Annotated in this window: 12 protein-coding genes; all 12 read left to right on the top strand. The window is 70.3% G+C overall.

The window, feature by feature from the left end; genetic code table 11:
• Positions 1-36 precede the first annotated feature (36 nt).
• The 12 genes from J2Z30_RS01390 to J2Z30_RS01335 all read left to right on the top strand — a co-directional run bounded on the left by J2Z30_RS01390 (position 37) and on the right by J2Z30_RS01335 (position 12,795).
• Positions 37-1,467, top strand: coding sequence for a UDP-N-acetylmuramoyl-tripeptide--D-alanyl-D-alanine ligase (locus J2Z30_RS01390; protein ID WP_044576884.1), 1,431 nt, complete (start codon positions 37-39; stop codon positions 1,465-1,467).
• A gap of 8 nt (positions 1,468-1,475) precedes the next feature.
• A complete protein-coding gene (gene mraY, locus J2Z30_RS01385) occupies positions 1,476-2,543 on the top strand; it encodes a phospho-N-acetylmuramoyl-pentapeptide-transferase (RefSeq protein ID WP_044582076.1) in 1,068 nt (355 codons plus the stop codon).
• Entirely contained in the window at positions 2,540-3,991 is a 1,452-nt protein-coding gene (gene murD / locus J2Z30_RS01380) for a UDP-N-acetylmuramoyl-L-alanine--D-glutamate ligase (RefSeq protein ID WP_209468494.1), read from the top strand. Before mraY ends, murD begins: the two co-directional genes overlap by 4 nt.
• A 54-nt stretch (positions 3,992-4,045) precedes the next feature.
• Positions 4,046-5,497: a putative lipid II flippase FtsW gene (ftsW, locus tag J2Z30_RS01375; RefSeq protein ID WP_209468493.1), complete on the top strand. Its 1,452-nt coding sequence runs from the start codon at positions 4,046-4,048 to the stop codon at positions 5,495-5,497.
• Positions 5,498-5,503: 6 nt separating this feature from the next.
• Positions 5,504-6,598 (top strand): undecaprenyldiphospho-muramoylpentapeptide beta-N-acetylglucosaminyltransferase, encoded by a 1,095-nt coding sequence (gene murG / locus J2Z30_RS01370; protein WP_044576886.1) that lies wholly within the window; start codon positions 5,504-5,506, stop codon positions 6,596-6,598.
• 13 nt (positions 6,599-6,611) lie between these two features.
• Positions 6,612-7,409, top strand: a complete 798-nt coding sequence (locus tag J2Z30_RS01365; RefSeq protein WP_044576889.1) for a cell division protein FtsQ/DivIB — start codon at positions 6,612-6,614, stop codon at positions 7,407-7,409.
• A gap of 277 nt (positions 7,410-7,686) precedes the next feature.
• Positions 7,687-8,928: a cell division protein FtsZ gene (ftsZ, locus tag J2Z30_RS01360; protein ID WP_044576891.1), complete on the top strand. Its 1,242-nt coding sequence runs from the start codon at positions 7,687-7,689 to the stop codon at positions 8,926-8,928.
• A 43-nt stretch (positions 8,929-8,971) separates the two neighbouring features.
• A complete protein-coding gene (gene pgeF, locus J2Z30_RS01355) occupies positions 8,972-9,712 on the top strand; it encodes a peptidoglycan editing factor PgeF (RefSeq protein WP_044576895.1) in 741 nt (246 codons plus the stop codon).
• 3 nt (positions 9,713-9,715) lie between these two features.
• Entirely contained in the window at positions 9,716-10,435 is a 720-nt protein-coding gene (locus J2Z30_RS01350) for a YggS family pyridoxal phosphate-dependent enzyme (protein ID WP_044576898.1), read from the top strand.
• A gap of 123 nt (positions 10,436-10,558) precedes the next feature.
• Positions 10,559-11,173 carry a cell division protein SepF gene (locus J2Z30_RS01345; RefSeq protein ID WP_020872079.1) on the top strand — a complete coding sequence of 205 codons (615 nt, stop codon included), beginning with the start codon at positions 10,559-10,561 and terminating at the stop codon, positions 11,171-11,173.
• 82 nt (positions 11,174-11,255) lie between these two features.
• Positions 11,256-11,552, top strand: a complete 297-nt coding sequence (locus J2Z30_RS01340; RefSeq protein WP_014060001.1) for a YggT family protein — start codon at positions 11,256-11,258, stop codon at positions 11,550-11,552.
• Positions 11,553-11,601: 49 nt separating this feature from the next.
• Entirely contained in the window at positions 11,602-12,795 is a 1,194-nt protein-coding gene (locus J2Z30_RS01335; protein ID WP_044576905.1) for a DivIVA domain-containing protein, read from the top strand.
• The last annotated feature ends 199 nt before the right edge of the window (positions 12,796-12,994 follow it).

Genomic DNA, 12,994 nt, shown 5'->3' with positions numbered 1-12,994 from the left:
CTCCAGGCAGCTCTCCCGCACGGCCGGAGGTGATCAGTGATCGCACTGTCCCTCACTGAGATCGCCGGCCTAGTCGGTGGACAGCCGCACGACATACCGGACCCGGACCTGAAGGTCACGGGCCCTGTCGTGATCGACTCCCGTGAGGTGCGGCCCGGCAGCCTCTTCGCCGCGCTCCCCGGGGAGCGCGTGGACGGCCACGACTTCGCCAGGGGCGCGGTCGAGGCGGGCGCCGTGGCGGTCCTGGCCGCCCGCCCCGTCGGCACTCCGGACGCCCCCGTACCGGCGATCGTCGTCCCCGACGTCATCGCCGCCATGGGTGCGCTCGCGCGCGCCGTCGTGGAGCGCCTGGGCACCACCGTGGTCGCCCTCACCGGCTCCGCCGGCAAGACGAGCACCAAGGACCTCATCGCCCAGCTGCTCCAGCGCCGCGGCCCCACCGTATGGACGCCGGGCAACTTCAACAACGAAATCGGGCTGCCCGTGGCCGCGCTCAGCGCCGACGCGGCCACCCAGCACCTGGTGCTGGAGATGGGCGCCCGCGGTAAGGGCCACATCCGGTACCTGGCCACTCTCACCCCGCCCCGTATCGGACTCGTGCTCAACGTCGGCACCGCCCATATCGGGGAGTTCGGCGGCCGGGAGCAGATCGCCGAGGCCAAGGGCGAGCTCGTGGAGTCCCTGCCGTCCGCCGTGGAGGGCGGGGTGGCGGTGCTCAACGCCGACGATCCCTTGGTGCGCGCCATGGCGTCGCGCACCAAGGCCCGTACCGTCCTGTTCGGCGAGGCCGAGGACGCCGATGTGCGTGCCGGGAATGTCCGGCTCGCCGACGGCGGCCGTCCCGCCTTCACGCTTCACACCCCTACCGGGTGCAGCGAAGTGACCATGCGCCTGTACGGTGAGCACCACGTGTCGAACGCGCTCGCCGCGGCCGCCGTCGCCCATGAGTTGGGCATGTCCGTCGACGAGATCGCAGTGGCGCTCTCCGAGGCGGGGCAGCTCTCCCGCTGGCGGATGGAGGTCACCGAGCGCTCGGACGGCGTGACGGTCGTCAACGACGCCTACAACGCGAACCCCGAGTCCATGCGAGCAGCGCTGCGCGCGCTGGTCGCCATGGGCGCTGTCACACCGGGGCGTCGCACGTGGGCGGTGCTCGGCCCGATGGCCGAGCTGGGCGAGGAGTCACTGGCCGAGCACGACGCGGTCGGGCGGCTGGCCGTCCGGCTCAACGTCAGCAAGCTCGTGGCGGTCGGCGGCCAGGAGGCCGCCTGGCTGGACATGGGCGCCAAGAACGAGGGTTCGTGGGGTGAGGAGTCGGTGCACGTGTCCGACGTGCGGGCAGCGGTCGATCTGCTGCGCGGCGAGCTGCGACCGGGGGACGTCGTGTTGGTGAAGGCATCCAGGTCGGTGGGGCTGGAGCAGGTCGCGCAGGCGTTGCTCGAGGGCGAGGGTGAGGGCGTCCGCTGATGGGTGGCATGAGGCAGATCCTCTTCTCGGGAGCCATCGGGCTCTTTCTGACCCTGATCGGCACCCCGCTGCTGATCAAGCTGTTGGCGCGCAAGGGCTACGGCCAGTTCATCCGGGACGACGGCCCGCGCACCCACGGCAGCAAGCAGGGCACGCCCACGATGGGTGGAATCTCCTTCATCCTGGCCACGCTGATCGCCTACGCCCTGGCGAAGGTGATCACGGGCAGCCAGCCGACCTTCTCGGGTGTGCTGGTGCTCTTCCTGTTCGCGGGCATGGGCCTGGTCGGCTTCCTCGACGACTACATCAAGATCGTCAAGCAGCGCAGCCTGGGTCTGCGGGCCAAGGCCAAGATGGCCGGTCAGCTGATCGTCGGTATCGCCTTCGCGATCCTCGCACTGAACTTCGCCGACGCACGCCAGCAGACCCCCGCCTCCGACCGGCTCTCCTTCGTCCAGGACTTCGGCTGGTCCTTCGGCCCGGTGATCTTCGCGATCTGGGCGCTGTTCATGATCCTTGCGATGTCGAACGGCGTGAACCTCACCGACGGTCTCGACGGTCTGGCCACCGGCGCCTCCGTGATGGTCTTCGGCGCCTACACCTTCATCGGCGTCTGGCAGTACCAGGAGTCCTGCGCCAACGCGGAGACCCTCACCAACCCGGCGTCCTGTTTCGAGGTCCGCGACCCGCTCGATCTGGCCGTCGTCGCCTCCGCCCTGATGGGCGCGTGCTTCGGCTTCCTGTGGTGGAACACCTCACCCGCCAAGATCTTCATGGGTGACACCGGTTCGCTCGCGCTCGGCGGCGCGCTCGCCGGCCTCGCCATCTGCTCCCGTACGGAGCTGCTGCTGGCCCTCCTCGGCGGTCTGTTCGTCCTGATCACCATGTCCGTGGTCATCCAGGTCGGCTCCTTCCGGACGACCGGGCGACGGGTCTTCCGGATGGCACCGCTCCAGCATCACTTCGAACTCAAGGGGTGGAGCGAAGTCCTTGTGGTGGTCCGGTTCTGGATCATCCAGGGCATGTGCGTGATCGTCGGCCTCGGCCTCTTCTACGCGGGGTGGCGGGCCTCGTGACGTCCGGCGCCGCCTCCCCCGACGTGTCCGACCTCGCCGGACGGCAGGTCACCGTCGCCGGACTCGGCGTCTCCGGGGTCCCCGCAGCGCGTGCGCTGCGGGGCCTCGGGGCCTCGGTGACCGTGGTCAACGGCAGCGACGGCGAACCGCAGCGCGCCCAGGCGGCCGAGCTGGAGCCGCTGGGCATCACGGTCCGCCTCGGCGACGGGGAGACGGTTCCCGACGGCACCGAGCTGATCGTGACCACCCCCGGCTGGAAGCCCACCAGCCCGCTCTTCCTGGCCGCCGCCGAGGCGGGCGTGCCCATCTGGGGCGATGTGGAGCTGGCGTGGCGGCTGCGCGGGAAGGACGCCCCGCCCTGGCTCGCGGTCACCGGTACCAACGGCAAGACGACCACCGTAAGGATGCTGGCGGCCATCCTGGAGGCGGCCGGGCTGCGCACCGCCGCCGTCGGCAACATCGGCGTCTCGCTCCTGGACATCGTGCTGGGCGACGAGCCGTACGACGTGCTGGCCGTCGAGCTCTCCAGCTACCAGCTGCACTGGGCGCCCTCGTTGCGCGCCCACTCCGGGGCGGTGCTCAACCTCGCCCCCGACCACCTCGACTGGCACGGCTCCATGGCGGCCTACGCGGCCGACAAGGGCCGGATCTACGAGGGCAACCAGGTGGCCTGCGTCTACAACGTGGCCGACCCCGCCACCGAGGACCTGGTGCGTGCGGCCGACGTCGAGGAGGGCTGCCGGGCCATCGGCTTCACCCTCGGCACCCCGGGCCCCTCCCAGTTCGGTGTCGTGGAGGACATCCTCGTCGACCGGGCGTTCGTGACGGACCGGCAGAAGCAGGCGCAGGAGCTCGCCGAGGTCTCCGACGTGAACCCGCCGGCCCCCCACAACATCGCCAACGCCCTCGCGGCCGCCGCCCTGGCCCGCGCCTACGGCGTCCCGCCGACGGCCGTACGGGACGGCCTGCGCGCCTTCCGGCCCGACCCGCACCGGGTGGAGCATGTGACGGACGTCGACGGCGTGGCCTACGTCGACGACTCCAAGGCGACCAACACCCATGCCGCGGAAGCGTCGTTGGGCGCCTATGAACACATCGTGTGGATCGCGGGCGGCCTCGCGAAGGGGGCCACGTTCGACGAGCTCGTCCTTACGGCGGCCAAGCGGCTGCGCGGGGTGGTGCTGATCGGCGCCGACCGGGCCCTGATCCGGGAAGCGCTCGCGCGACACGCAGCAGATGTCCCGGTCGTGGACCTCGACCGGACCGACACTGGGGCGATGGCTGCGGCTGTGCGCGAAGCGGCGCGGCTCGCCCGGCCGGGCGATACCGTCCTGATGGCCCCGGCCTGTGCCTCGATGGACATGTTCACCAACTACAACAAGCGGGGCGACGCCTTCGCCGCGGCGGTTCATGACCTGGCCTCCGGCCGGGTACCGGACGATCAGTAGCCCGCCGGTCCCCCGCGAGGACCGCCCGCGCGGGGAAACCGGAGGGGATACGACATGACGCCTGACCAGCCCGCCGCCCCGCGCTCCCGGACGGCCCGCCCCGGCACCGGCCGCCCGGTACCGCGCTCGGGCGGTGCCCCGCGGCTGCGGGAGGCCGTACGGGGCAGGGGCCGGGCGGCGTCACCGGCTCGTCCGCGCGGTACGGCGGGCGCCTCCCGGCCTCCGCGCCGCCCGCCGAGGGTGAACGTGCTGGATGCCCTGCGCGGGCTTCAGCAGCGCGTCAGGCGGGCCTGGGACCGGCCGCTGACCGCGTACTACCTGCTGCTCGGCGGCTCGCTGCTGATCCTGGTGCTCGGGCTGGTCATGGTCTACTCCGCCTCCCAGATCAAGGCGCTGCAGTCCGGGCTCTCACCGTCGTACTTCTTCCGCAAACAGCTCTTCGCCGCCGCGCTCGGCGGCGCGCTGATGCTGCTCGCCGTGCGGATGCCCATCAAACTGCACCGCGCCTTCGCCTACCCACTGCTCGCGGTCTCGGTCTTCCTGATGTGTCTGGTGCAGGTCCCGGGCATGGGCATCGCGGTCAACGGCAACCAGAACTGGATCTCCTTCGGCGGCCCATTCCTGCTCCAGCCCAGTGAGTTCGGCAAGCTCGCGCTGGTCCTGTGGGGCGCCGACCTTCTCGCCCGCAAACAGGACAAGCGGCTGCTGGCCCAGTGGAAGCACCTGCTGGTCCCGCTGGTGCCCGCGACCGGCATGCTGCTCGGCCTGATCATGCTGGGCGGGGACATGGGTACCGCGATCATTCTCACGGCGATCCTTTTCGGCCTGCTGTGGCTGGCCGGCGCCCCCACCCGGCTCTTCGTGGGCGTCCTCGCCTTCGCCGGGGTCATCGGCATGCTGCTCATCAAGACCAGCGCCAACCGGATGTCCCGGCTCGCCTGCATCGGCGCCACCGAGCCCGGTGCGCACGATCAGTGCTGGCAGGCGGTGCACGGGATCTACGCGCTCGCCAACGGCGGATGGTTCGGCTCGGGGCTCGGGGCAAGCATGGAGAAATGGGGCGAACTGCCCGAACCGCATACTGACTTCATCTTCGCCATTACCGGGGAGGAACTCGGCCTGGCGGGGACGCTGTCCGTTCTCGTTCTCTTCGCGGCTCTAGGCTATGCGGGTATCCGCGTGGCCGGACGCACGGAGGACCCCTTCGTGAGGTACGCCGCGGGAGGCGTGACCACCTGGATCACGGCCCAGGCCGTGGTCAACATCGGCGCGGTGCTGGGTCTGCTGCCGATCGCGGGTGTTCCGCTCCCGCTGTTCTCCTACGGAGGGTCCGCCCTGCTGCCGACCATGTTCGCCGTCGGCCTGCTGATCGCCTTCGCACGGGCAGAGCCCGGTGCGCGGGCGGCGCTGGCCATGCGGCAGCCTGCTTTGCGGAAGAAGCTGGCTCGGGTGAGACGGAAGACGATGAGACGGCCCGTCAAGAGGCGGCCGTCCGGAGAGCGGTGAATTTCGGTGCATGTCGTACTCGCCGGTGGGGGGACCGCCGGCCACATCGAGCCCGCGCTCGCCCTCGCGGACGCCCTACGCAGGCAGGACCCGACCGTGGGGATCACGGCGCTCGGCACGGAGCGCGGGCTCGAGACCCGGCTCGTACCGGAGCGCGGCTATGAGCTCGGGCTCATCCCGGCCGTACCGCTGCCGCGCAAGCCCACCCCCGAGCTGATCACCGTCCCCGGGCGGCTGCGCGGCACCATCAAGGCCGCCGAGCAGATCCTGGAGCGCACCAAGGCCGACTGCGTCGTCGGCTTCGGCGGCTATGTGGCGCTGCCCGGCTACCTGGCGGCCAAGCGGCTCGGCGTGCCGATCGTCGTCCACGAGGCCAACGCCCGCCCCGGCCTCGCCAACAAGATCGGCTCCCGCTACGCCCACTGCGTGGCGGTCTCCACCCCGGACAGCAAGCTCCGCAACTCCCGCTATGTGGGCATCCCGCTGCGCCGCTCCATCGCCACCCTCGACCGGGCCGCGGTCCGCCCCGAGGCCCGCGCGGCCTTCGGGCTCGACCAGAACCTGCCGACGCTGCTGGTCTCCGGCGGCTCGCAGGGCGCGCGGCGGCTGAACGAGGTGGTCCAGACGGTGGCGCCGTTCCTCCAGCGCGCCGGGATCCAGGTACTCCACGCGGTCGGTCCGAAAAACGAACTGCCGCATGTGGACAACATGCCCGGAATGCCGCCCTATATCCCGGTACCGTATGTGGATCGGATGGACCTCGCGTACGCCGCGGCCGACATGATGCTCTGCCGCGCGGGCGCGATGACCGTCGCCGAACTGTCCGCCGTCGGGCTCCCCGCCGCCTACGTCCCGCTGCCGATCGGCAACGGCGAGCAGCGGCTCAACGCCCAGCCGGTGGTCAAGGCGGGCGGCGGGCTGCTGGTCGACGACGCCGAGCTGAGCCCCCAGTGGGTGCAGAGCAATGTGCTGCCGGTGCTCGGCGACCCGCACCGGCTGTACGAGATGTCCCGGCGCGCCGCCGAGTTCGGCCGCAGGGACGCCGACGAGCTGCTGGTCGGCATGGTGTACGAGGCGATCAGCGCACGCCGCCAGGCGTGAGGAGGCAGGGAGCGTGGCCGGACCGTCGACCGCCGAGCGCGGCGCACGAGGGACGACTCCGTCCGGCCCGCCCCCACGCCTCCGGCGGGTCCGTCGCAGGCTCCGGCCGCCCGGCCGCCGCACCCTGCTGGTGACGGCGGTGGGGGTGACCCTGCTCGGCGCCGGGGCCGTCTGGCTGCTCTACGGCTCGAGCTGGCTGCGGGCCGAGCGGGTGCGGGTCGCCGGCACCACCGTGCTCACCGCCGACGAGGTGCGCGACGCCGCCGATGTATCCCTGAACACCCCGCTGGTGGCGGTGGACACCGGCGCGATCGAACACCGTGTACGCGAGCGGCTGAAGCGGATTGCGAAAGTGGACGTATCCCGGTCATGGCCGCACACCATCAGTCTGGTGGTGACGGAACGCAGGCCCGAAGCCATTGTCGAAGAGGACGGGAAGTTCCACGAAGTGGACGCCACAGGAGTCCGGTTCTCCACGCTGAGCAAGCGTCCGAAGGGGGTTCCGCTGCTGGAAATGGAGCCGGATCGGTCGCCGAGTTCGCGCCATTTCGGCCCGACCGGACTGCGCCGCGAGGCGGTCCGGGTGGCCACCCAACTCCCCGAGAAGGTCCGCCAGGACACCCGTTCCCTCCGGGTCCGCTCGTACGATTCGATCACCCTGGAGCTGACCGGGGGCCGTACCATCGCCTGGGGGAGCGGAGAGCGCGGCGAGGCGAAGGCGAAGGCGCTCACCGCCCTGATGAAAGCGCGGCCGGACGCCGACCACTTCGACGTCCAAGCGCCGAGTGCCCCCGCGGTGTCTCGCAGTTGACGTGGATAGCGGCAGGCCAGCACCCTGGTTGGCTAGCCCGCTGGGTGATCACATAGGGTGAAAAGAAAAGCGGGAGGTTCGGCGTGTTCATTGAACGCGCGACACTTGTCGACTTAGTGTCCTGTTCCGAAGAGTCCGGGAAACAGAGGCACTGGTAACCCTAAACTTCAGCGTTAGGGTTGGGGTCGGCAATCGGAACCGTCCCATTCGGCATCAGTCGGCACACCGCGGCAACAGCGGGGTGGCGACACGTAACTCGAGGCGAGAGGCCTTCGACGTGGCAGCACCGCAGAACTACCTCGCAGTCATCAAGGTCGTCGGCATCGGCGGCGGTGGCGTGAATGCCATCAACCGGATGATCGAGGTCGGGCTCAAGGGCGTCGAGTTCATCGCGATCAACACCGATGCGCAGGCCCTGCTGATGAGTGACGCGGACGTCAAGCTGGACGTCGGTCGTGAGCTCACCCGGGGCCTGGGAGCCGGCGCCAACCCCGACGTCGGCCGTAAGGCCGCCGAGGACCACCGCGAGGAGATCGAGGAGGTCCTCAAGGGGGCCGACATGGTCTTCGTGACGGCGGGTGAGGGCGGCGGCACGGGCACCGGCGGTGCCCCGGTGGTCGCGAACATCGCCCGCTCGCTTGGCGCACTGACGATCGGTGTGGTCACCCGTCCGTTCACCTTCGAGGGCCGCCGCCGCGCCAATCAGGCGGAGGACGGCATCGCGGGTCTGCGGGACGAGGTCGACACCCTCATCGTGATCCCGAACGACCGGCTGTTGTCCATTTCGGACCGTCAGGTGAGCGTGCTCGACGCGTTCAAGTCGGCCGACCAGGTGCTGCTGTCGGGCGTTCAGGGCATCACCGACCTGATCACCACCCCGGGTCTGATCAACCTCGACTTCGCGGACGTCAAGTCCGTGATGTCCGAGGCCGGATCGGCGCTCATGGGCATCGGCTCGGCCCGCGGTGATGACCGCGCGGTGGCCGCGGCCGAGATGGCGATCTCCTCGCCGCTGCTGGAGGCGTCCATCGACGGCGCCCGGGGCGTGCTGCTCTCCATCTCCGGCGGCTCGGACCTCGGTCTGTTCGAGATCAACGAGGCCGCCCAGCTGGTGAGCGAGGCCGCCCACCCCGAGGCCAACATCATCTTCGGCGCGGTGATCGACGACGCGCTCGGCGACGAGGTCCGGGTCACCGTGATCGCGGCGGGCTTCGACGGCGGTCAGCCGCCCGCGAAGAACCGCGACAAGGTGCTCGGCTCCTACAGCGGCGGCGGCCGCGAAGAGGGATCCGGCAGCTCCTCGAACCGCCCGGCCGGCCAGGACACCGGCAGCCGCCCGTCCTTCGGCGGGCTCGGCAGCGTCACCCCGCGCGATGAGGAGCCCGCCCCGGCGGACCCCGCCCCGGTCGCCGAGGTGCCGCCGCCCCCGGTGCCCACCCCGCACCCCCAGGTCCCCCCGGCTCGCCCCTACCCGGAGAGCCAGGCCGAGGAGCTGGACGTCCCGGACTTCCTGAAGTGAGCCGTCCGGCATGGCTCGACGGCGACTTTGAAGTGAACCAGACGTGATAGCGCAACAGCACGACGCGAGCGGCGCGCACTTCGCCTTCACCGACCGGTGGGGCGGGGTGAGCGCCGCTCCGTATGAGGAGCTCAACCTCGGCGGGGCGGTCGGCGACGACCCCCAGGCCGTACGGACCAACCGCGAGCTGGCCGCCAAGGCGATGGGCCTGGACCCGGCGGCGGTCGTGTGGATGAACCAGGTGCACGGCCGGGACGTCGCGGTGGTCGACGGACCGTGGTCGGACGAGGAGATCCCGGCGGTGGACGCGGTGGTGACGCGGCGTCGGGGCCTCGCCCTGGCCGTCCTCACCGCCGACTGCACCCCGGTGCTGCTGGCCGATCCGGTGGCCGGGGTCGTCGGCGCCGCCCACGCCGGGCGGCCGGGACTGGTCGCCGGAGTGGTCCCGTCGGTGGTGAAGGCGATGACCGAACAGGGCGCCGAGCCCGCCCGGATCGTCGCCCGCACCGGTCCCGCGGTCTGCGGCCGCTGCTACGAGGTCCCCGCGGACATGCGCGCCGATGTCGCCGAGACGGTGCCGGAGGCGTGGGCCGAAACCAGTTGGGGTACCCCCGCCGTGGATGTGGCGGCCGGTGTGCGGGCCCAACTGACCCGCGCGGGTGTGCGGATGGACGAGATGGATGGACAATCTCACATCTGCACCCTGGAGTCGGCGGACCACTTCTCGTACCGGCGCGAGCACACCACGGGGCGGCTCGCGAGCTATGTCTGGTTGGGCGGCTGAGCTGTGACGGATCGCAAGGCGGAACTGGCCGCGAATCTGGCCCGGGTGGAGGAACGTATCTCTGCCGCCTGCGCCGGGGCCGGTCGCAAGCGCGAAGAGGTGACCCTGATCGTGGTCACCAAGACCTACCCGGCGAGCGATGTCCGTTTGCTCGCGGAACTCGGCGTACGGCATGTCGCCGAGAACCGCGACCAGGAGGCCGCCCCCAAAGCCGCGGAATGCGCGGACCTGCCATTGATCTGGCACTTTGTCGGGCAATTGCAGACCAATAAGGTGCGTTCCGTATCGAGTTATGCCGATGTGGTGCAATCTGTCGATCGCAAGCGATTGGTCGACGCGCTCTCCCGTGCGGCTGTGGGGGCCGCGCGGGAGCTGGGCGTCCTGATTCAGGTCGCGCTCGACGTGGACTCCAGTGACCGGGGAGAGCGCGGAGGGGTGGGACCGGACGGAGTGGAACGGCTCGCCGGGTCCGTGGCCGAGGCCGAAGGGCTCCGGCTCGACGGTCTGATGACCGTCGCCCCGCTGATGGGTCCCTACGAGGGGCGGCCGCGGGCGGCGTTCGACCGGCTGATGGAAATCTCATCCCGCCTGCGCGTGGCCCATCCGGCTGCGAACATGGTCTCGGCGGGGATGAGCTCGGACCTGGAGGAAGCAGTGGCGGCGGGGGCGACACATGTGCGCGTCGGCACTGCGGTACTCGGAGTCCGACCCAGGCTCCGGTAACGTCGCGAAGAAGTCGGACCACAGCAGAAAATATGGTCATTCCCGTCAAAAGACGGGCGGGCCACGTGGATCCATGGCATCCGGTGGCGGAGCCGATCCACCACAGAGCGGAGGACGCAGAAAATGGCCGGCGCGATGCGCAAGATGGCGGTCTACCTCGGCCTCGTGGAGGACGATGGGTACGACGGCCGGGGATTCGACCCCGACGACGAGTTCGAGCCCGAGCCGGAGCCCGAGCGGGACCGTCGGCGGCATCAGGTAGTGGAGACCGAACCGCGGCCGGAAAGGGGCGAATCTGTGCGAGTCGTCCACCCTCCCGCACAACGCGAACCGGCCCCACTTGCGGTGGAAACCGGGCGACCCGCGCGAATTGCCCCCGTGGCGTCCATCACACCTGAACGTCAGAACTTGGAGAAGAACGCGCCAGTGATCATGCCCAAGGTCGTGTCCGAGCGGGAGCCGTACCGCATCACCACACTGCACCCCCGGACCTACAACGAGGCCCGTACTATCGGGGAACACTTCCGTGAGGGCACTCCCGTGATCATGAATCTGACGGAGATGGACGACACGGATGCGAAGCGACTTGTCGACTTTGCGGCCGGTCTGGTGTTCGGTCTCCATGGGAGCATTGAGCGGGTGACGCAGAAGGTGTTCCTGTTGTCTCCTGCTAACGTCGATGTCACGGCGGAGGACAAGGCCCGTATCGCAGAGGGCGGGTTCTTCAACCAGAGCTGAGACGCAATAACGGCAAACCGGCAACACCGAGTCATCCGAGGCCGAAAGGCCGAGTACGAACCAGGGGAGAGGGACGCGCGGGATGGGCATCGCACTACAGGTGATCTACATCGCGCTCTACTGCTACCTGATCGTGCTGATCTTCAGGCTCGTGATGGACTACGTCTTCCAGTTCGCGCGCTCGTGGCAACCCGGTAGGGCGATGGTGGTCATCCTCGAGGCCACCTACACTGTGACCGATCCGCCACTCAAGCTGCTGCGGCGGTTCATTCCGCCGTTGCGTCTCGGGGGTGTGGCGCTCGACCTGTCCTTCTTCGTGCTGATGATCATCGTCTGGATCCTGATCACCGTCGTGAGCAATTTTGCGAGCAGGGTGTGAACGATACGGTCTTGCCGATTGCCGACGACTACGTTGAGGTGAAGTAGAGATGCCGTTGACCCCCGAGGACGTGCGGAACAAGCAGTTCACGACCGTCCGCCTCCGAGAAGGCTATGACGAGGACGAGGTCGATGCCTTCCTCGACGAGGTCGAAGCCGAACTGACCCGGCTGTTGCGGGAGAACGAAGACCTGCGCGCCAAGCTGGCCGCCGCGACACGTGCCGCGGCCCAGAGCCAGCAACAAGGCATGCGCAAGCCTCCCGAACAGCAGGAGCGGCCGGGCGCACCTGTGCCCGCCGCCATATCTGGACCGCCGCAGCCGGTGCCGCCCGGCCAGCAGCAGATGGGTGGCCCGCCCCAACTCCCGGGCGGAGCCCCGCAGCTGCCGGCCGGCCCGATGGGCCAGAACGGCCCCGGGCCGATGCAGCAGGGTGGCCCCGGACCGATGCAGCAGGGCGGCCCTGGCCCGATGCAGCAGGGCGGGCCCGGCCCGATGGGCCAGAACGGACCCATGGGTCCCGGCGGCCCCATGGGTGGCCCGATGGGCGGTCCCGGTGGCCCGGGTGGCCCCGGCGGTCCTGGCGGCCCCGGTGGCCCGCAGCTGCCGCAGCCTGGGCAGGGCCCGGGTGGCGACAGCGCCGCGCGCGTGCTCTCGCTCGCGCAGCAGACCGCCGACCAGGCGATCGCGGAGGCCCGTTCCGAGGCCAACAAGATCGTCGGCGAGGCCCGTAGCCGCGCCGAGGGCCTGGAGCGGGACGCCCGCGCCAAGGCCGACGCGCTGGAGCGGGACGCGCAGGAGAAGCACCGTGTCGCGATGGGCTCCCTGGAGTCCGCTCGTGCCACGCTCGAGCGCAAGGTCGAGGATCTGCGCGGCTTCGAGCGCGAGTACCGCACGCGGCTGAAGTCGTACCTGGAGAGCCAGCTGCGCCAGCTGGAGAACCAGGCCGACGACTCGCTCGCCCCGCCGCGTACCCCGGCGACCGCCTCGCTGCCGCCGTCCCCCTCGATGAGCGGCTCCATGGCCTCGGCCGGCGCCGGCACGATGGGCGGCCACACGATGGGCGGCAACCAGTCCATGGGCGGCCACAACCAGAACGGTGGAGCGCCGTCCTACGGTGGCCAGCAGCAGATGTCTCCCGCGATGACCCAGCCGATGGCACCGGTGCGGCCGCAGAGTCCGCAGCCGATGCAGCAGGCGCCCAGCCCGATGCGGGGCTTCCTCATCGACGAGGACGACAACTGACGCGGGGCGCGTAAGCGCGGAGCGTTCGGCAATCGCAAGGGCCGGGTCCCAGGAGTTTCCTCCTGGGACCCGGCCCTTTGCCATGCGCGCGGCCCGCGGAGGCTTTTCCCCTACCCGCCCCTTCCCGCAGCATCGATATGCGGCTCCGCCGCGTGGCGGGGCTCCGCCCCGGACCCCGGTCCTCAATCGCCGGACGGGC

The organism is Streptomyces iranensis, assembly GCF_017874715.1.
In the GTDB taxonomy this organism is placed as follows: domain Bacteria; phylum Actinomycetota; class Actinomycetes; order Streptomycetales; family Streptomycetaceae; genus Streptomyces; species Streptomyces iranensis.
Note: the sequence above shows the minus strand (reverse complement) of the source record. Positions and strands in the feature narration are given on the sequence as shown.

Coding starts and splice junctions, on each gene's coding strand:
- mraY (WP_044582076.1), top strand. CDS start 1,476: ATGAGGCAGATCCTCTTCTCGGGAGCCATCGGGCTCTTTCTGACCCTG.
- ftsW (WP_209468493.1), top strand. CDS start 4,046: ATGACGCCTGACCAGCCCGCCGCCCCGCGCTCCCGGACGGCCCGCCCC.
- J2Z30_RS01345 (WP_020872079.1), top strand. CDS start 10,559: ATGGCCGGCGCGATGCGCAAGATGGCGGTCTACCTCGGCCTCGTGGAG.
- J2Z30_RS01340 (WP_014060001.1), top strand. CDS start 11,256: ATGGGCATCGCACTACAGGTGATCTACATCGCGCTCTACTGCTACCTG.
- J2Z30_RS01335 (WP_044576905.1), top strand. CDS start 11,602: ATGCCGTTGACCCCCGAGGACGTGCGGAACAAGCAGTTCACGACCGTC.